Annotated in this window: 15 protein-coding genes and 1 pseudogene; 14 read left to right on the forward strand and 2 right to left on the reverse strand. The window is 60.6% G+C overall.

Annotated elements, in window-relative coordinates; all coding sequences use genetic code 11:
• Positions 1 to 218: 218 nt before the first annotated feature.
• The 14 genes and pseudogenes from EKA13_RS28885 to EKA13_RS14870 all read left to right on the forward strand — a co-directional run.
• Positions 219 to 1,208, forward strand: a pseudogene (locus EKA13_RS28885) (methyl-accepting chemotaxis protein); the annotation flags it as partial.
• A gap of 102 nt (positions 1,209 to 1,310) precedes the next feature.
• Positions 1,311 to 2,066: a methyl-accepting chemotaxis protein gene (locus EKA13_RS28890; protein WP_371918257.1), complete on the forward strand. Its 756-nt coding sequence runs from the start codon at positions 1,311 to 1,313 to the stop codon at positions 2,064 to 2,066.
• 573 nt (positions 2,067 to 2,639) lie between these two features.
• Complete coding sequence (gene arcD / locus EKA13_RS14815; RefSeq protein WP_065760160.1) at positions 2,640 to 4,067, forward strand: arginine-ornithine antiporter; 1,428 nt, start codon at positions 2,640 to 2,642, stop codon at positions 4,065 to 4,067.
• 32 nt (positions 4,068 to 4,099) lie between these two features.
• The gene (gene arcA / locus EKA13_RS14820; protein ID WP_065760161.1) at positions 4,100 to 5,356 is read left to right on the forward strand and encodes an arginine deiminase; all 1,257 of its coding nucleotides are present in this window, start codon (positions 4,100 to 4,102) and stop codon (positions 5,354 to 5,356) included.
• Between the two features lie 69 nt (positions 5,357 to 5,425).
• Positions 5,426 to 6,436, forward strand: coding sequence for an ornithine carbamoyltransferase (locus EKA13_RS14825; RefSeq protein WP_065760162.1), 1,011 nt, complete (start codon positions 5,426 to 5,428; stop codon positions 6,434 to 6,436).
• A gap of 105 nt (positions 6,437 to 6,541) precedes the next feature.
• Complete coding sequence (gene arcC, locus EKA13_RS14830) at positions 6,542 to 7,471, forward strand: carbamate kinase (protein ID WP_065760163.1); 930 nt, start codon at positions 6,542 to 6,544, stop codon at positions 7,469 to 7,471.
• A 52-nt stretch (positions 7,472 to 7,523) separates the two neighbouring features.
• Positions 7,524 to 7,883, forward strand: a complete 360-nt coding sequence (locus EKA13_RS14835) for a DUF5064 family protein (protein WP_065760164.1) — start codon at positions 7,524 to 7,526, stop codon at positions 7,881 to 7,883.
• Positions 7,884 to 7,998: 115 nt separating this feature from the next.
• Entirely contained in the window at positions 7,999 to 9,507 is a 1,509-nt protein-coding gene (locus EKA13_RS14840; RefSeq protein ID WP_065760165.1) for a sigma-54-dependent transcriptional regulator, read from the forward strand.
• A gap of 275 nt (positions 9,508 to 9,782) precedes the next feature.
• A complete protein-coding gene (gcvH, locus tag EKA13_RS14845; RefSeq protein ID WP_065760166.1) occupies positions 9,783 to 10,166 on the forward strand; it encodes a glycine cleavage system protein GcvH in 384 nt (127 codons plus the stop codon).
• A gap of 9 nt (positions 10,167 to 10,175) precedes the next feature.
• A complete protein-coding gene (gene gcvP, locus EKA13_RS14850; RefSeq protein ID WP_065760167.1) occupies positions 10,176 to 13,031 on the forward strand; it encodes an aminomethyl-transferring glycine dehydrogenase in 2,856 nt (951 codons plus the stop codon).
• A 64-nt stretch (positions 13,032 to 13,095) separates the two neighbouring features.
• Complete coding sequence (locus EKA13_RS14855; protein WP_065760168.1) at positions 13,096 to 14,472, forward strand: L-serine ammonia-lyase; 1,377 nt, start codon at positions 13,096 to 13,098, stop codon at positions 14,470 to 14,472.
• 30 nt (positions 14,473 to 14,502) lie between these two features.
• On the forward strand, positions 14,503 to 15,627 hold the full coding sequence (gcvT, locus tag EKA13_RS14860) for a glycine cleavage system aminomethyltransferase GcvT (protein ID WP_065760169.1): 1,125 nt from the start codon (positions 14,503 to 14,505) through the stop codon (positions 15,625 to 15,627).
• A 347-nt stretch (positions 15,628 to 15,974) separates the two neighbouring features.
• Positions 15,975 to 16,187 carry a cold-shock protein gene (locus EKA13_RS14865; protein WP_065760170.1) on the forward strand — a complete coding sequence of 71 codons (213 nt, stop codon included), beginning with the start codon at positions 15,975 to 15,977 and terminating at the stop codon, positions 16,185 to 16,187.
• A gap of 94 nt (positions 16,188 to 16,281) precedes the next feature.
• Positions 16,282 to 16,779, forward strand: coding sequence for an RDD family protein (locus tag EKA13_RS14870; protein WP_065760171.1), 498 nt, complete (start codon positions 16,282 to 16,284; stop codon positions 16,777 to 16,779).
• A gap of 71 nt (positions 16,780 to 16,850) precedes the next feature.
• On the opposite strand, the gene lptG is transcribed toward EKA13_RS14870, so the two are convergent.
• Both lptG and lptF read right to left on the reverse strand, forming a co-directional pair.
• Entirely contained in the window at positions 16,851 to 17,912 is a 1,062-nt protein-coding gene (gene lptG, locus EKA13_RS14875; protein WP_065760172.1) for an LPS export ABC transporter permease LptG, read from the reverse strand.
• A partial coding sequence (gene lptF, locus EKA13_RS14880) for an LPS export ABC transporter permease LptF (protein ID WP_065760173.1) occupies positions 17,905 to 18,720 on the reverse strand: 816 nt, incomplete at its 5' end. The genes lptG and lptF, both read right to left, overlap by 8 nt.

The following is an 18,720-nucleotide window of genomic DNA, read 5'->3' on the forward strand; positions in this document are numbered from 1 at the left end:
TGGTCGTCAGCATCAACCTGTACCAGTCACACGACAGCGATCAACTGGTCGATAAAGCCAGCAGCACCATGCTCACCCGCAACGTACAGGCGTTGCTGCAAGCGCGGGCGGGTGAAAAGGCCGAGTTGCTCAAACGCACCTTCAGCAACAAGCTGACCCTGGCCACTGGCGTCAGCGACCAGGCGCTGGACCTTCGCAAGCTGGGCCAGGCCCAGACGATGGACGCGGCCAGTGTGCGCGCCGCACTGAGCCAAAGCCTGGCGACCGCGTTCAATCGCAACACCGACATCCTCGGCCTCTGGCTGGTGTTCCAGCCCAATGCGCTGGACGGCCGCGACAGCGCGTTCGTCAATACACTGGCAAATGGCGGCAACGACAGCGGGCGCTTCGCCACCTATTGGAGCCGCGCCCAAGGCACCGCGCTGAACACACTGATTGTCGAAGACGACCTGGCCAAAACCGAGCTCAACCTCAGCGGCACCCCCTACAACAGCTGGTACACCTGCACCTTCAACAGTGCCCAGCCCTGCCTGCTGGAACCTTATGAAGATACCGTCGGCGGCAAAAAAGTGCTGATGACCAGTATCACCGTACCGCTGCTCAGCGACGGCAAGGTGATTGGCGTGGCCGGCGTCGACATGGCGCTGGACGATCTGCAAACCGCTGCCAGCGCCGCCCAGCGTGAACTGTTCGACGGTGCCGGCCACCTGCTGGTCGTTTCTTCAGGTGGCCTGCTCGCCGCCAACAGCAATGACGCCAGCAAAGTCGGCCGAGGTATTGAGCAGGCCCTTGGCCAGGAAGGTCGGCAGGCACTGGAAAGGCTTACCGACAAACGCCCTCACGTCATCGAGCAGGGGACAATGGTTCGCGCCCTGTACCCGGTCGAACCGATCCCGAGCAGCAAACCTTGGGGGGTGTTGATCGACCTGCCAAAAGACGTACTGTTGGCCGATGCCAGTGCCCTGCAAAAGGTGCTGCAAGAGGCCCGTACCAGTGGCACCCTGAAGGTTCTGTTGCTCGCAGCCCTCGCCGGTCTTGGCGGCCTGCTGGTGATCTGGATGACCGCCACCGGCGTAACCCGACCACTGAACAGCGTGGCCGCGATGCTTGAAGACATCGCCAGCGGCGACGGCGACCTGACCCAACGCCTGCACTATGCCCGGCAGGACGAACTGGGACGGCTGACCGGCGGCTTCAACCGCTTCCTCGACAAGCTGCAGCCGATCATCGCCCAGATCAAACAGAGCATCACTCAAGCACGCGCCACCGCCGACCAGTCCTCAGCCATCGCCCAACGTACCAGCGACGGCATGCAGGTGCAGTTCCGCGAAATCGACCAGGTGGCCACCGCCTCCAATGAAATGAGCGCCACCGCCCATGACGTCGCCAACAGTGCCGCAAGCGCTGCCAATGCCGCCCGTGGTGCCGATCAGTCCGCCAAGGACGGCAGTGCAATCATCGAGCGCAGCACCCGTGACATCGCCCTGCTGGCCGAGGATGTCAGCAAGGCGGTTGGCGAAGTCGAAACCCTGGCGGCCAACAGCGAACAGATCGGCTCTGTACTGGAAGTCATTCGCAGCATTGCCGAACAAACCAACCTGCTGGCCCTCAATGCCGCCATTGAGGCCGCACGTGCCGGTGAGAGTGGCCGAGGCTTCGCCGTGGTCGCCGATGAAGTGCGCAACCTGGCCAAGCGCACTCAGGAGTCCGTGGAAGAAATTCGCCAAGTAATCGAACGTCTCCAGAGCAATACCCGCAGCGTGGTCGCAACCATGCATGCAAGCCAAGGCAAGGCTCAGGAGAACGCCGGGCAGATTCATCAGGCCGTCGCAGCCCTTAACCGCATCAGCGAAGCGGTGACAGTCATCAGCGACATGAACCTTCAGATCGCCAGCGCTGCCGAACAGCAAAGCTCAGTGGCAGAAGAGGTCAACCGCAACGTCTCGGCAATTCGTGGTGTCACCGAAACCCTGACCGGCCAGGCGGCCGAGTCCGCGCAAGTCAGCAATCGACTCAACACCCTCTCCTCGCAACAGATGGCCTTGATCGAGCAGTTCAAGGTTTGACCCTCTAGCCCATGCTGGCGTGTGCAGTGCCGACCCCAGGTCGCATCTGCGCACGCCAGCAAAGCCCCAGCACCGGCAATACCTCCTCCCCGACATACAACCGATAGCGGTTGCCTTCCCCAGCGCCGAGCCTTCGGACATCCCGCCCTGTCCCGCATTTGTAACGTTGGCGATGCACCCTGAATTAACGGCATTTGTTCCGTGCGTGTTTATAGGTAATGACGCATTCAAACCAGAGCGCTAATAACTGGCGCATCTATACCAACGGCATTAAAACATTAGTTTTGAACAGCACTTGATCTCCATCAACTTAATAGGAATTTCTCCCGACAAAAATTTGCGAATCCCGAAAAAGGGGCTAGCGTCAAATCTCGAATCACCCTAGATAAAATGCTCTAAAAACCCATGAAAGCCCAGCCAGACGGGGCTGCAGCACTTCAAAAACAGACAGGAATACACCGCCTAACTATTTGAACAACAATGGAATGTAGCCATGAACTGACCTGAATCAGTTCATCCAAAAGTCGCCAATTTTATGCTGGCCTCTCTCTTCTCCTGGAATGGAGTTATCCAATGTCTGACGCTCCTGGAAAACTAAAGCTCGGTGCGCTAGTCGCACTTGTGGTGGGTTCAATGATTGGCGGTGGTATCTTTTCACTGCCGCAAAACATGGCCGCCAGCGCTGATGTCGGTGCAATTCTGATCGGCTGGGCTATTACCGCAGTCGGCATGCTGACCCTGGCCTTCGTCTTCCAGACCCTGGCCAACCGCAAACCGGATCTGGACGGCGGGGTGTATGCCTATGCCAAGGCCGGCTTCGGCGACTACATGGGCTTCTCATCGGCCTGGGGTTACTGGATCAGCGCCTGGATAGGTAACGTCGGCTACTTCGTGCTGCTGTTCAGCACCCTGGGCTACTTCTTCCCGATCTTCGGCGAGGGCAACACGCCCGCCGCGATCGTCGGCTCGTCAATCCTGCTCTGGGCCGTACACTTCCTGGTGTTGCGCGGGATCAAGGAAGCGGCCTTCATCAACCTGATCACCACCGTCGCCAAGGTGGTGCCGCTGGTGCTGTTCGTCCTGATCACCCTCTTTGCCTTCAAACTGGACATTTTCACCGCTGACATCTGGGGCCGCATGAACCCGGACCTGGGCAGCGTGATGAACCAGGTGCGCAACATGATGCTGGTCACCGTCTGGGTGTTCATCGGTATCGAAGGCGCGAGCATCTTCTCGGCGCGGGCAGAAAAACGCTCGGACGTGGGCAAGGCCACGGTCCTCGGTTTCATTACCGTGCTGCTCTTCCTGGTGCTGGTCAACGTGCTGTCGCTGGGCATCATGACGCAGCCCGAACTGGCCAAGTTGCAAAACCCGTCGATGGCGGCGGTGCTTGAGCACGTGGTCGGTCACTGGGGCGCGGTGTTGATCAGTGTAGGCCTGGTCATCTCGCTGCTGGGCGCGCTGCTGTCCTGGGTGTTGCTGTGCGCCGAAATCATGTTCGCAGCGGCCAAGGACCACACCATGCCGGAATTCCTGCGCCGTGAGAACGCCAAGCAGGTACCGGCCAATGCCCTGTGGCTAACCAATGCCATGGTGCAGATTTTCCTGGTCATCACCCTGTTCTCTGCCAGCACCTACCTGAAGCTGATCTACCTCGCCACCTCGATGATCCTGGTGCCTTACCTGTGGTCGGCAGCCTATGCCGTGCTGCTGGCGGTACGCAATGAAACCTATGAGCAAGCCTTGGCCGAGCGCAAGAAGGACCTGTTCATCGGTGGGATTGCCTTGATCTACGCGATCTGGCTGCTGTACGCCGGCGGCGTCAAGTACCTGCTGCTCTCGGCGTTGCTCTATGCCCCCGGCGTGATTCTGTTCGCCAAGGCCAAGCGTGAAGTCGGCCAACCCATTTTTACCAACGTGGAGAAGTTGATTTTCGCCGCCGTGATCGTCGGCGCCCTGGTGGCAGCCTACGGCCTGTATGACGGCTTCCTGACTCTGTAACCCCCGTATTCGCAACTTGGAGGAAATAAGCCATGTCCACGGAAAAAGTTAAGTACGGCGTACATTCCGAAGCCGGCAAACTGCGCAAAGTGATGGTTTGCTCCCCCGGCCTGGCGCATCAGCGCCTGACGCCGAGCAACTGCGACGAGTTGCTGTTCGATGACGTCATCTGGGTCAACCAGGCCAAGCGTGATCACTTCGACTTCGTCACCAAGATGCGTGAGCGCGGTGTTGAAGTGCTGGAAATGCACAACCTGTTGACCGAAACCATTCAGAACCCCGAAGCCCTGAAGTGGATTCTCGACCGCAAGATCACCCCGGACACCGTCGGCGTCGGCCTGACCAATGAAGTGCGCGGCTGGCTGGAAAGCCTGGAGCCCCGCAAGCTGGCCGAATTCCTGATCGGCGGCGTGGCCGGTGAAGACCTGCCAGAAAGTGAAGGCGCCAGCGTCATCAAGATGTACCGCGACTACCTCGGCCACTCCAGCTTCCTGCTGCCACCGCTGCCCAATACCCAGTTCACCCGGGACACCACCTGCTGGATCTACGGCGGCGTGACACTGAACCCGATGTACTGGCCGGCCCGACGCCAGGAAACCTTGCTGACCACCGCTATCTACAAGTTCCACCCGGAGTTTATCAACGCCGACTTTGAAATCTGGTACGGCGACCCGGACAAGGACCATGGCCAGGCAACACTGGAAGGCGGCGATGTGATGCCGATCGGCAACGGCGTGGTTCTGATCGGCATGGGTGAGCGTACGTCGCGCCAAGCCATCGGCCAACTCGCGCAATCGCTGTTCGCCAAGGGCGCCGCAGAGAAAATCGTGGTCGCCGGCCTGCCGAAATCCCGTGCGGCGATGCACCTGGACACTGTGTTCAGCTTCTGCGACCGCGACCTGGTCACGGTCTTCCCGGAAGTGGTCAAGGAAATCATCCCGTTCATCATCCGTCCAGACAGCAAGAACAGCTACGGCCTGGACGTACGACGGGAGAACAAATCCTTCCTTGATGTCGTAGCCGAATCCTTGAACCTGAAAGCACTGCGCGTTGTGGAAACCGGTGGCAACAGCTTCGCTGCCGAGCGCGAACAGTGGGACGACGGCAACAACGTGGTGGCCCTGGAGCCTGGTGTGGTCATTGGCTATGACCGTAACACCTACACCAACACCCTGCTGCGCAAGGCCGGTGTCGAAGTCATCACCATCAGCGCTGGCGAGCTGGGCCGTGGCCGTGGCGGCGGCCACTGCATGACCTGCCCAATCGTACGTGACCCGATCGATTACTAAACGACCATCACCCCGGCCACGCCTACCCGGCGTTGGCCGGGCCGATCACCGAATCCAAGGAGAATCATCATGGCGTTCAACATCCACAACCGTAACCTGCTGAGCCTGGAACACCACACCACACGCGAGTTGCGCTACCTGCTCGACCTGTCACGCGACCTGAAGCGCGCCAAGTACACCGGTACCGAACAGCAGCACCTCAAAGGCAACAACATTGCGCTGATCTTCGAGAAAACCTCGACCCGCACGCGCTGCGCCTTTGAAGTGGCCGCCTACGACCAGGGCGCCAACGTGACCTACATCGACCCCAACTCCTCGCAGATCGGCCACAAGGAAAGCATGAAGGACACCGCCCGCGTGCTCGGGCGCATGTACGATGCCATCGAGTACCGTGGCTTCAAGCAGGAGATCGTCGAAGAACTGGCCAAGTACGCCGGCGTACCGGTGTTCAACGGCCTGACCGACGAGTATCACCCGACCCAGATGATCGCCGACGTACTGACCATGCGTGAGAACAGCGATAAACCGCTGCACGACATCAGCTACGCCTACCTGGGCGATGCCCGCAACAACATGGGCAACTCGCTGCTGTTGATCGGCGCCAAACTGGGCATGGATGTGCGCATTGCCGCGCCCAAAGCCCTGTGGCCACATGATGACCTGGTGGCTCGCTGCAAGAAATTCGCCGAGGAAAGTGGTGCACGTATCACCCTCACCGAAGACCCGAAAGCGGCGGTCAAGGGCGTCGACTTTGTCCACACCGACGTCTGGGTGTCGATGGGTGAGCCCGTCGAAGCCTGGGGCGAACGCATCCAGCAACTGCTGCCGTATCAGGTCAACGCCGAACTGATGAAAGCCACTGGCAACCCGCGGACCAAGTTCATGCATTGCCTGCCGGCCTTCCACAACGCCGACACCAAGGTCGGCAAGCAGATCGCCGAGCAGTACCCGCACCTGGCAAACGGCATCGAAGTGACCGACGACGTCTTCGAGTCGCCAGCCTGTATTGCCTTTGAGCAAGCGGAAAACCGCATGCACACCATCAAGGCAATCCTGGTGTCGACCCTGGCAGACCTGTAGGCCCTCGGCCTTAAGCACGTGCGGGGGCAGCGCTGCCTGCCCCCGAACGTGACGGTTGCCAAACAGCCAACATGCTTCCTCCCCTTTCGCTAAAAGGACATCACCATGCGTATCGTTATTGCATTGGGCGGTAACGCTCTGCTGCGCCGTGGCGAACCAATGACTGCGGACAACCAGCGCACCAATATCCGGATTGCCACCGAACAGATCGCCAAGGTTCACCCCGGCAACCAGTTGGTCATCGCTCACGGTAATGGCCCGCAAGTGGGCCTGCTGTCGCTGCAGGCGGCGGCTTACACGTCGGTTTCCCCCTATCCGCTGGATGTGCTCGGTGCCGAAACCGAGGGCATGATCGGTTACATGATCGAACAGGAACTGGGCAATCTGCTGGATTTCGAAGTGCCCTTCGCCACCTTGCTTACCCAGGTCGAAGTTGATGCCAATGACCCGGCGTTCAAGCATCCGAGCAAACCGATCGGCCCGGTCTACAGCAAGGAAGACGCCGAGCGCCTGGCCAAGGAGAAAGGCTGGGCCATCGCCCCGGACGGCGACAAGTACCGGCGCGTGGTCGCCAGCCCAAAACCCAAGCGCATCTTTGAAATTCGCCCGATCAAATGGCTGTTGGAAAAGAGCAGCATCGTGATCTGTGCCGGTGGGGGCGGCATTCCAACGATGTACGATGCCAACGGCAAGCTCCAGGGTATCGAGGCGGTGATCGACAAGGACCTGTGCTCGGCACTGTTGGCCGAACAACTGGAAGCGGACCTGTTGGTGATCGCTACGGATGTGAGTGCGGCGTTCATCGACTACGGCAAGCCTACCCAGAAAGCCATCGCCCAGGCGCACCCGGACGAACTGGAAAAGCTCGGTTTTGCCGCCGGCTCTATGGGACCAAAGGTGCAGGCAGCTTGCGATTTTGCACGCAACACCGGCAAAGTGGCGGTCATCGGATCGTTGGCCGACATTGAAGACATCGTCAAAGGTACTGCAGGCACTCGCGTCAGCACGGCCACAGCAGGTATCCGCTACCTTTGACCCGTGTGACGGGCGTGCGCGCCCGTCAGTTCTAACCCCAAAGGAGCACACCATGGCCAAGTTTGAACCCGGTCATTTGCATTTCGAGCGCCATGCGCTGAACAAGGATGACTACAGCTACAACCTGTGTCTTGACTATGAAGTCACGCACGACCCCAAGGAAGGTAAAGGCATGCTCTTTACCCTTCACGGTACGATCGAGGGCAATAGCCTCAAGGAAGACTTCTTCCTGCCCAAGGATCAGGCTTTCGATTTTGCCCGCCATGCAACACGCATCGCTCAGCAATACGGCATGCCCAAAACCGCAGGCATCGGCTCAATGCACAGTTACTACGACCAGGTATTCGAAGACGTGCGCCGACAGCTCGACGTAAAACCCGGAGACCCGATCAAACCGGAACATCTCGCCTAGCCGTCAGGGCCTCATCGCCAGCGTGGTAACGGGCACACACCTGCCAGCGATTCGACCGTATCGCAGGCGCAAGGCATACTAGCCTCCCCCGGCAGTACAGACCCGTTAACGCCCCATGCGCATCCACGTCAGCTTCATCGACCGCGTCGGTATCACCCAGGAAGTCCTGGCCCTGCTCGGTGCCCGTCATCTGAACCTGGATGCCGTGGAAATGGTGCCGCCCAACGTCTACATCGATGCGCCGACCTTGAGTCCCGATGTACTCGAGGAGTTGCACGACGCCCTGCTCAATGTACGCGGCGTGCAAACGGTGAAGGTCGTCGACATCCTCCCCGGCCAGCGTCGGCACTTGCAACTGGATGCACTGCTGGCGGCAATGAGCGACCCGGTGCTGGCACTGGACAGTGCAGGTACTGTCCTGCTGGCAAATCCGGCGCTGATTGCGCTCTGCGGCCAGGAGCCGGCAGGGCGCTCAGTGGGGGAGTTTTTCGGCGACCCCGGCCTGCTTGATACCTTGCTCGAAAACGGTTTTCGCTTGCCCATGCGTGAAATGGTCCTCAACGGCCAGAGCCTGCTACTCGACGCCACCCCGATCACCAATGCCGGTGCCCTGCTGACCCTGTACCAACCCAACCGTATCGGTGAGCGCCTGTCGGCCCTGCATCACGACCACGCCGAAGGCTTCGATGCGCTGCTCGGTGACTCACCGCCGATACGTACACTCAAGGCCCGCGCACTGCGGGTCGCCACCCTGGATGCCCCGCTGCTGATCCATGGCGAAACCGGTACCGGCAAAGAGCTGGTGGCCCGCGCCTGCCATGCCATCAGCAGCCGACACACTGCACCGTTCCTGGCCCTGAACTGTGCAGCCCTGCCGGAGAACCTTGCCGAGAGCGAACTGTTCGGCTATGCCCCCGGGGCCTTTACAGGTGCGCAGCGTGGCGGCAAGCCGGGGCTGATGGAACTGGCCAACCAGGGCACGGTGTTTCTCGACGAGATCGGCGAAATGTCGCCCTACCTGCAAGCCAAGCTGCTGCGGTTTCTCAGCGATGGCAGCTTTCGCCGGGTGGGCGGCGACCGTGAGGTCAAGGTCAACGTGCGGATCCTCAGCGCCACCCACCGCAACCTGGAGAAAATGGTCGCCGAGGGTACCTTTCGCGAAGACCTGTTCTACCGCCTGAACGTGCTGAACCTGCAAGTACCGCCACTGCGCGAGCGCGGCCAGGACATCCTGTTGCTGGCCCGCTATTTCATGCAACAGGCCTGCACCCAGATCCAGCGTCCGCTCTGCCGTCTGGCCCCCGGAACGTACCCTGCCCTGCTCAGCAACCACTGGCCTGGCAACGTGCGGCAATTGCAGAACGTGATCTTCCGCGCCGCCGCGATCTGCGAAAGCAGCCTGGTGGACATTGGCGATCTGGACATCGCCGGCACGTCTGTGGCCCGCGAACAGGATGGTGAAGTGACCAGCCTGGAACAGGCCGTGGAAGACTTCGAACGCAGCCTGCTGGAAAAACTCTATGCCACCTACCCTTCCACCCGGCAGTTGGCCAACCGCCTGCAGACCTCGCACACGGCCATCGCCCATCGCCTGCGCAAGTACGGCATCCCCGGAAAGCACTGAAAGCGACATTCAGCGTACTGAAAACGCTACGGCGTAACGATTTCGATACAGTACGGTTTTTGCGCTACAACGCAAGGTTTTGATCCCTTTGAGCTTTTTTCTCGCACCCCGGCTGTAGCGATTTCGCTACAGCCGTGTCATCTCGCATTCATGAAAAATCATAAGTCATTGATTTAAAAGAGATTTATTGAATTGGCCACAAAATTGCTAAGGAGTTACCAGTCCTAGGCCTGGTTGCGTAACCGGCCCGTCACCGTGTCCCCCGAGGAATTCCCATGAGCGAGTTGCGTTTTACCGAAGATCACGAATGGCTGCGTGTCGAAGCTGACGGCAGCGTCACGGTTGGCATCACCGCGTTCGCCCAGAACGCGCTGGGCGATGTGGTCTATGTGCAACTGCCAGAACTGCAGCACTACGAAAAAGGCGCCGAAGCGTCTACCGTCGAGTCGGTCAAGGCCGCCAGTGGTGTCTACATGCCACTCGACGGCGAAGTCGTTGCCGTCAACGACGGCCTGGAAGACAGCCCTGAGCTGGTCAACGAAGACCCACTGGGCGCAGGCTGGTTCTTCCGCTTCATCCCGGCCGATGCCAGCGCCGTCGAGCAACTGCTCGACCAGGACGCCTACGACCGCCTGATCAAAGCCAGCGCCGAGGCCTGAGGAGCAGCCATGACTATCAACCTCGGCACTGCCAACGAATTCATCGCCCGGCACATCGGCCCACGCCAGAGCGACGAGCAGAGCATGCTTGCCACCCTGGGCTTTGATTCGCTGGACGCCATGAGCGCCAGCGTGATTCCCGACAGCATCAAGGGCACCAGCGTGCTCGATGCTGGCGCCGGCCAGAGCGAAGCAGACGCACTGGCAGCACTCAAGGCCATCGCCAGCAAGAACCAACTGTTCAAGACCTTTATTGGCCAGGGCTACTACAACTGCCATACCCCTGCGCCGATCCTGCGCAACCTGCTGGAAAACCCGGCCTGGTACACCGCCTACACCCCGTACCAACCCGAAATTTCCCAAGGCCGCCTGGAAGCCCTGCTGAACTTCCAGACCCTGATCAGCGACCTGACCGGCCTGCCGATTGCCAACGCCTCGTTGCTCGATGAAGCCACCGCTGCTGCCGAAGCCATGACCTTCTGCAAGCGCCTGAGCAAGAACAAAGGCAGCCATGCCTTCTTCGCCTCCGTGCATTGCCACCCACAAACCCTCGACGTACTGCGCACCCGCGCCGAACCGCTGGGTATCGACGTGGTGGTTGGCGACGAGCGCGAGCTCAGCGACGTCAGCGCGTTCTTCGGCGCCCTGCTGCAGTACCCGGCCAGCAACGGTGAGGTCTTCGACTACCGCGAGCTGACCGAACGCTTCCACGCCGCCAATGCCCTGGTCGCGGTCGCCGCTGACCTGCTGGCCCTGACCTTGCTGACGCCACCAGGGGAATTCGGTGCCGACGTGGCCATCGGCAGCGCCCAGCGCTTTGGTGTTCCGCTGGGCTTCGGCGGCCCGCACGCCGCCTACTTCTCCACCCGCGACGCCTTCAAGCGCGACATGCCAGGCCGCTTGGTCGGTGTGTCCATCGATCGCTTCGGCAAGACCGCACTGCGCCTGGCCATGCAAACCCGCGAGCAGCACATTCGCCGCGAGAAGGCCACCAGCAACATCTGCACCGCTCAGGTACTGCTGGCCAACATCGCCAGCATGTACGCGGTCTATCATGGCCCACAAGGCCTGAAGCAGATCGCCGAGCGCACCCACCAGTTGACCGCCATCCTCGCTGCCGGCTTGCAGGCACTGGGTGTCACCGTCGAGCCACAGAGCTTCTTCGACACCCTCACCCTGGCCACCGGCAGCAACACCGCTGCGCTGCATGAGCGCGCCCGCGCCCAACAGCTGAACCTGCGCCAGATCGACGCCCAGCGCCTGGGCCTGTCGCTGGATGAAACCAGCCGTCAGGCCGATGTTGAAACACTCTGGGCGCTGTTTGCCAACGGCCAGGCACTGCCAGACTTCGCCGCACTGGCAGCCCGCGTCGAATCGCGCCTGCCAACAGCACTGCTGCGCCAGTCAGCGATCCTCGAGCACCCGGTGTTCAACCGCTACCACAGCGAAACCGAGCTGATGCGTTACCTGCGCAAGCTGGCCGACAAGGACCTGGCGCTGGACCGCACCATGATTCCGCTGGGCTCCTGCACCATGAAGCTCAACGCTGCCAGCGAAATGATTCCGATCACCTGGGCAGAGTTCGGCAACCTGCACCCCTTTGCCCCGGCCGAACAAAGCCAGGGTTACCAGCAACTGACCGACGAGCTGGAGGCCATGCTCTGCGCCGCCACCGGTTACGACGCAGTATCGCTGCAGCCTAACGCCGGCTCTCAGGGCGAGTACGCTGGCCTGTTGGCCATTCGCGCCTACCACCAGAGCCGTGGCGACGATCGTCGTGACATCTGCCTGATCCCGTCGTCGGCCCACGGTACCAACCCAGCCACTGCGCACATGGCCGGTATGCGCGTGGTCGTCACTGCCTGTGACGCCCGCGGCAACGTCGACATCGACGACCTGCGCGCCAAGGCCATCGAGCACCGCGAACACCTCGCCGCGCTGATGATCACTTACCCGTCGACCCACGGCGTGTTCGAGGAAGCCATTGGCGAGATCTGCGCAATCATTCATGACAACGGCGGCCAGGTGTACATCGACGGCGCCAACATGAACGCGATGGTCGGCCTGTGCGCCCCTGGCAAGTTCGGTGGCGACGTGTCGCACCTGAACCTGCACAAGACCTTCTGCATCCCGCACGGCGGTGGCGGCCCGGGCGTTGGTCCGATTGGCGTCAAGGCCCACCTGGCACCGTTCCTGCCAGGCCACGGGCACATGGCGCGCAAGGAAGGCGCGGTCTGCGCCGCACCGTTCGGCAGCGCGAGCATTTTGCCAATCACCTGGATGTACATTCGCATGATGGGTGGTGCCGGCCTCAAGCGCGCCTCGCAGATGGCGATCCTCAACGCCAACTACATCGCCCGTCGCCTGGAAGAGCACTATCCTGTGTTGTACACCGGCAGCAATGGCCTGGTTGCCCATGAATGCATCCTCGACCTGCGCCCACTCAAGGACAGCAGCGGTATCAGCGTTGACGATGTGGCCAAGCGCCTGATCGACTTCGGCTTCCACGCACCGACCATGTCCTTCCCGGTAGCCGGCACGTTGATGATCGAGCCTACCGAGAGTGAGTCCAAGGAAGAACTGGACCGCTTCTGCAACGCGATGATCTGCATCCGAGAAGAGATCCGCGCGGTAGAAAATGGCAGCCTGGACAAGGACGACAACCCGCTGAAGAACGCGCCACACACGGCGGCCGAACTGGTGGGTGAATGGGCACATGGCTACAGCCGCGAACAGGCGGTGTACCCACTGCCAACGCTGATCGAAGCCAAGTACTGGCCGCCGGTTGGCCGGGTCGACAACGTGTTCGGCGACCGTAACCTGGTCTGCGCTTGCCCGTCGATCGAGAGCTATCAGGACGCCTGATGCCTGAACGGCAGGAGCCGGCACAACCGGCTCCTGCAACCGTCCCACCCCTGAGGGCACGACCATGTCACTAAGCGTCTTCGACCTGTTCAAGATTGGCATCGGCCCCTCCAGTTCCCACACCGTCGGCCCGATGCGTGCCGCTGCGCGCTTCGCCGAAGGGTTACGCCGCGATCACCTGCTGGGCGCCACCGTCAGCGTCAAAGTCGAGCTACACGGCTCGCTCGGCGCCACCGGCAAAGGCCACGGCAGCGACAAGGCGGTTTTGCTCGGCCTGGAAGGCGAGCATCCCGACAACGTCGATACCGAAACCATTCCTGCTCGCCTGCAGGCCATCCGCAGCAGCGGACAGCTGAAACTGCTAGGCGAACACAGCATCGCGTTCATTGAAAAGCAGCACCTGGCGATGATTCGCAAACCGCTGCCTTACCATCCCAACGGCATGATCTTCCGCGCCTTCGACGCTGCCGGGTTGCAAATTCGCAGCCGCGAGTACTACTCGGTCGGTGGCGGCTTTGTCGTGGACGACGATGCAGCCGGGGCCGACCGCATAGTCGAGGACCGCACGGTGCTGCCATTGCCGTTCAAGACTGCCAAGGAACTGCTCAGCCATTGCACCACACAGAACCTCTCGATCAGCCAGGTCATGCTGGCCAACGAGGCCGCCTGGCGCCCGGAAAGCGAAACCCGCAGCGGCCTGCTGCGAATCTGGCAGGTGATGCAGGACTGCGTGGCCGCTGGCTGTCGCAATGAAGGCATCCTGCCGGGGGGGCTCAAGGTCAAGCGCCGGGCCGCCGCGCTGTACCGCCAATTGTGTCAGCACCCGGAAGCGAACCTTCGTGATGCGCTCTCGGTGCTCGACTGGGTCAACCTCTATGCATTGGCGGTCAACGAGGAAAACGCCTTTGGCGGACGCGTGGTTACCGCACCGACCAACGGTGCCGCCGGCATCGTTCCGGCAGTGCTGCACTACTACATGCGCTTTATCCCGGGTGCCAACGAAGACGGCGTTGTGCGTTTTCTGCTCACCGCCGCAGCCATTGGCATTCTCTACAAGGAAAACGCGTCGATCTCCGGCGCCGAAGTCGGCTGCCAGGGCGAGGTCGGTGTGGCCTGCTCGATGGCTGCCGGTGCCCTCTGCGAAGTGATGGGCGGCAGTGTGCAGCAAGTCGAAAACGCCGCCGAGATCGGTATGGAGCACAACCTCGGCCTGACCTGTGACCCCATCGGCGGGCTGGTTCAGGTGCCGTGTATCGAACGCAATGCCATGGGCTCGGTCAAGGCGATCAATGCGGTACGCATGGCCTTGCGTGGCGACGGGCAGCATTTCGTCTCACTCGACAAAGTTATCCGCACCATGCGCCAGACCGGCGCCGACATGAAAAGCAAATACAAGGAGACCGCCCGCGGCGGTCTGGCCGTCAACATCATCGAATGCTGACACCCCTTCTCAAGTCCCAAGGAGTCATCAATGTCCACCGAAACACTGCACACCACCCCACTGCATGCCCTGCACCTGGAACTGGGCGCACGCATGGTGCCCTTCGCTGGCTACGACATGCCCGTGCAGTACCCAATGGGGGTGATGAAAGAGCACCTGCACAGCCGTGAACAGGCCGGGTTGTTCGATGTCTCGCACATGGGCCAGATCCGCCTGACGGGCAGTGAAGCCGCCAAGGCACTGGAAAGCCTTGTGCCGGTGGACATCATCGACTTGCCGGTAGGCATGCAGCGCTACGCCATGTTCACCAACGAACAGGGCGGTATCCTCGACGACCTGATGGTCGCCAACCTGGGCAACGACACCTTGTTCCTGGTGGTCAATGCGGCCTGCAAGGAGCAGGACCTGGCGCACCTGCGCCAGCACATCGGCAACCAGTGCGAAATCCAGCCCCTGTTTGAGGAACGCGCCCTGCTGGCCCTGCAGGGCCCGGCGGCAGTCAAGGTACTCGAGCGTCTGGCTCCCGAAGTCGCGGGCATGACCTTCATGCAGTTCACCAGCGTGCAGTTGCTGGGTGTGGACTGCTACGTCAGCCGATCCGGCTATACCGGTGAAGACGGCTTTGAAATTTCCGTACCGGCGGCCAATGCCGACGCCCTGGCACGTCGCCTGCTGGCTGAGCCGGAAGTGGCGCCGATCGGCCTGGGTGCGCGCGACTCACTGCGCCTGGAAGCCGGCCTGTGCCTGTATGGCCACGACATGAACGCGCAAACCACCCCCATCGAGGCCAGCCTGCTCTGGGCCATCTCCAAAGTACGCCGTGCCGATGGCGCGCGTGCGGGCGGCTTCCCGGGTGCCGAGCGGATCTTCGCTCAGCAGCAAGACGGTGTTGCACGCAAGCGGGTCGGCCTGCTGCCCCAAGAGCGCACACCTGTCCGCGAGGACGCCGAGATTGTCGATGAAGCCGGCAGCGTCATTGGCCGTGTCTGCAGCGGTGGGTTCGGCCCGAGCCTGAGCGCCCCTGTAGCCATGGGCTACCTGGACACTGCCCATGCCGCTCTGGATACCCCTGTGTGGGCCATCGTGCGTGGCAAACGCGTAGCGATGAAAGTCAGCAAGATGCCTTTTGTTGCCCAACGCTACTACCGCGGCTGATACCCGCCCAGAAGCGTGACGAAACGCGTTCGAGATTTTCGTAACCGAACGCGTTTCACAACATCTGAACACAGCCGAAAAACCGCTTGGAATGCGCCAGAAAAAATCGCCCAAGCAGCGGCTAAAAAGGTCAAAATCCGGCGCTTTTCAGGGCTTGTTTTTGTCTTCAAAGTTAGCGTATTGTCTGTTCACTGTGTTTGCATGGGTCGCTATGGTTCGTGACCTGGGCAGTAGCTCTGAGATTTGCTACAACCCGTTCGACGTCTCTTACTTTCCTGCAACCCAGCCCAGTACTCTTTCATTTGAAAGAAGCTGTTACTAATTCTAAGTTCCAAAGGAAATAAGCTATGTCGACTCGTCAGAGCGGTACCGTCAAGTGGTTTAACGACGAAAAAGGTTTTGGTTTCATCACTCCAGAAAGCGGTCCGGATCTGTTCGTACACTTCCGCGCTATTCAGGGCAACGGCTTCAAGAGCCTGAAAGAAGGCCAGAAAGTTACCTTCATCGCCGTGCAGGGCCAAAAAGGCATGCAGGCTGACGAAGTTATCGCGGAAAATTGATTTCCCGATAAAAAGCCCCTGCTGGCAACAGCAGGGGCTTTTTTGTGCCTGTTATTCCGTAGAATGGGCGTTTTGCGCAAGGAGGGCTTCTTGTATGCCCAAGCACCTGTTGAAGCCTCAGGGCGATTTCCCAGCCGTCGGCCTGGGACGTCGCCTTGCGGCAATGTTCTACGATTTCCTGCTGTGTACAGCGCTGCTAATGGTCACCACCCTGGTCTACAAGATGATCATGATGGCCTTCATTGGCGAGGCGCGGATGCGCGAACTGACCGATGCTGGCGCCCTGGACACCGACCCGCTGCTGTCGACCATTCTGGTGTTCATGCTGTTTGGCTTCTTCGCCAAATTCTGGACCCACGGTGGACAGACCTTGGGGATGCAGGTCTGGGGGATTCGCGTACAAAACGCAGATGGCAGCGCCATCGGCCTGTGGCAGGCACTGTTACGCTTTGTTGTCTCCATCGCCTCCTGGCTATGCCTGGGCCTGGGTTTCTTCTGGGTATTGATCGACAAACAAAAGCGCAGCTGGCATGACATGTATTCCGACAGTCAGCTGGTGCGCATCCCCAAGAAGGGCAAGGAAAAGGCCTGAGCGCTGAAACCGTGATCAGTCGCCCATGAAAAAGCCGACCCCAGGGTCGGCTTTTTCATACGCGTTACGGCTTAACCGGCCCTGCGCAACAGCCATACCCCTGTCAACGTGCAGATACCTGCCGGAATCAGCACCGCCAACAATGGCGGGAAACCGAACACCTGGCTGGACGGCCCCAGCAGGTCCTGGGCAATCCGGAAGGTGAACCCCACCAGCACGCCGGTAAACACCCGCTGCCCCAAGGTCACCGAACGCAACGGGCCAAAGATGAACGACACCGCCATGAGCACCAGCGCCGCCGTCACAATCGGCTGCATCACCTTGGTCCAGAACGCCAACCAGTAGCGAGCGTTGTTCAAGCCCTGGTCGGACAGGTAGTGAATGTAGTCCCACAACCCGGAAATAGAGAGCGAGTCCGGGGCAACGACCACCGTATTCAACAACTCAGGGGTAACCGCCACATCCCAACGCTCCTCGGGGCTCTTGAGCACTTCAGTGCTGTCGCCGCGGAAGTGCGTGGTGGTGACGCCACTGAGCAACCAGTGATCGTTCTGATACTGGGCCTTGCGCGCAAAGCTGGACGTCAGCATGCGGCGCTCGCTGTCGAAGCGGTAGCGCGTTACGCCATACAAAAGGCCGTTGGGCTGAACGCTGTTGATGTGGACAAACTCATCACCCTGACGATGCCACATACCGCGCTTGGAAGACTGCGCCTCACCACCGCCCTGCGCCAGGGAGCGCTCGGCCTGGGCCTTGTTTTCGGTGACCGGGGCCAGGTACTCACCAATCAGCACGCCGACCAGCATCAGCACCAGCATCGGCTTCATGACTGCCCAGACGATACGGCCAATAGACACGCCAGCCGCGCGCATGATGGTCAGCTCACTGCTGCTGGCCAAGCTGCCGAGACCGATCAGGCAACCGATCAGTGCTGCCATCGGCAGCATGTCGTAGAGCCGACGCGGCGCGGTCAACAGCACAAAACTAGCCGCATCCATCAGGGTATAGGTGTTGCTGATGTCGCTCATTTCATCAATGTAGGCAAACAGCGAGGCCAGGCCGAGAATGATCCCCAGTACGGCAATAATTGCCAGGAACACACTCTTGCCGATGTAACGGTCGAGTTTAACCACGGGCCACCTCCGCACGGCGGGCAGCACGCTTGAGCTTCAACGGCTCCCAGTACATCAACCCAAGGCCGATGAGCAGGAACAAGCCATGCACCCACCAAAGCCCCAAGGCGATCGGCAGCTTGCCTTTTTCCAGGGCACCACGCGCAGCGATCAACATTGTCAGATACGCCATATACAAAAGAATCGCCGGCAGCAGCTTGAGGAAACGTCCTTGCCGCGGATTGACGCGCGACAGCGGCACGGCCAGCACGGTCACGACAAACACCAGCAATGGCAACGAAATCCGCCATTGCAACTCGGAGCGCTCGCGCAGGGTCTTGGCACCCAGCAACGTCGACGTCGGGATTGCTTCCCGATCAGTCACTTCCTCGCTGACTTCCGGCTTGGGCAACAATACCCCGTAGGTGTCGTACTTGATGATGCGGTAATCGGCCTGCCCCGGATTACCGTCATAGCGGTAGCCGTTTTCCAGGATCAGGTAACGATTGCCATCCGCCTGCACTTCCTGACGCCCCTTCTCGGCCACCAGCACAGAAGGACCGCGGTCCTTGCTCTTGTCCTGGGAGACGCGTTTCTCGGAAATGAACACCCCGCCCAGATTCTCACGGTTATCGGATAGCTGCTCGCTATAGGTAACACGTGAACCGTCACGCAGGGTCTGGAAGCGTCCCGGAACCAAGGTGTCGAACTCGGTCAAGGCGTCCTGTTCATTGATGATCTGTGCCACCCGCGCAACGCCCTGAGGCGCAAGGCCCAGGCTCAACCAGGCCACCAGCAAGGCCACCAGCAAGGCCGGAGCCATGGTCAT

The sequence above is a fragment of the Pseudomonas defluvii genome, from assembly GCF_001695625.1.
In the GTDB taxonomy this organism is placed as follows: domain Bacteria; phylum Pseudomonadota; class Gammaproteobacteria; order Pseudomonadales; family Pseudomonadaceae; genus Aquipseudomonas; species Aquipseudomonas defluvii.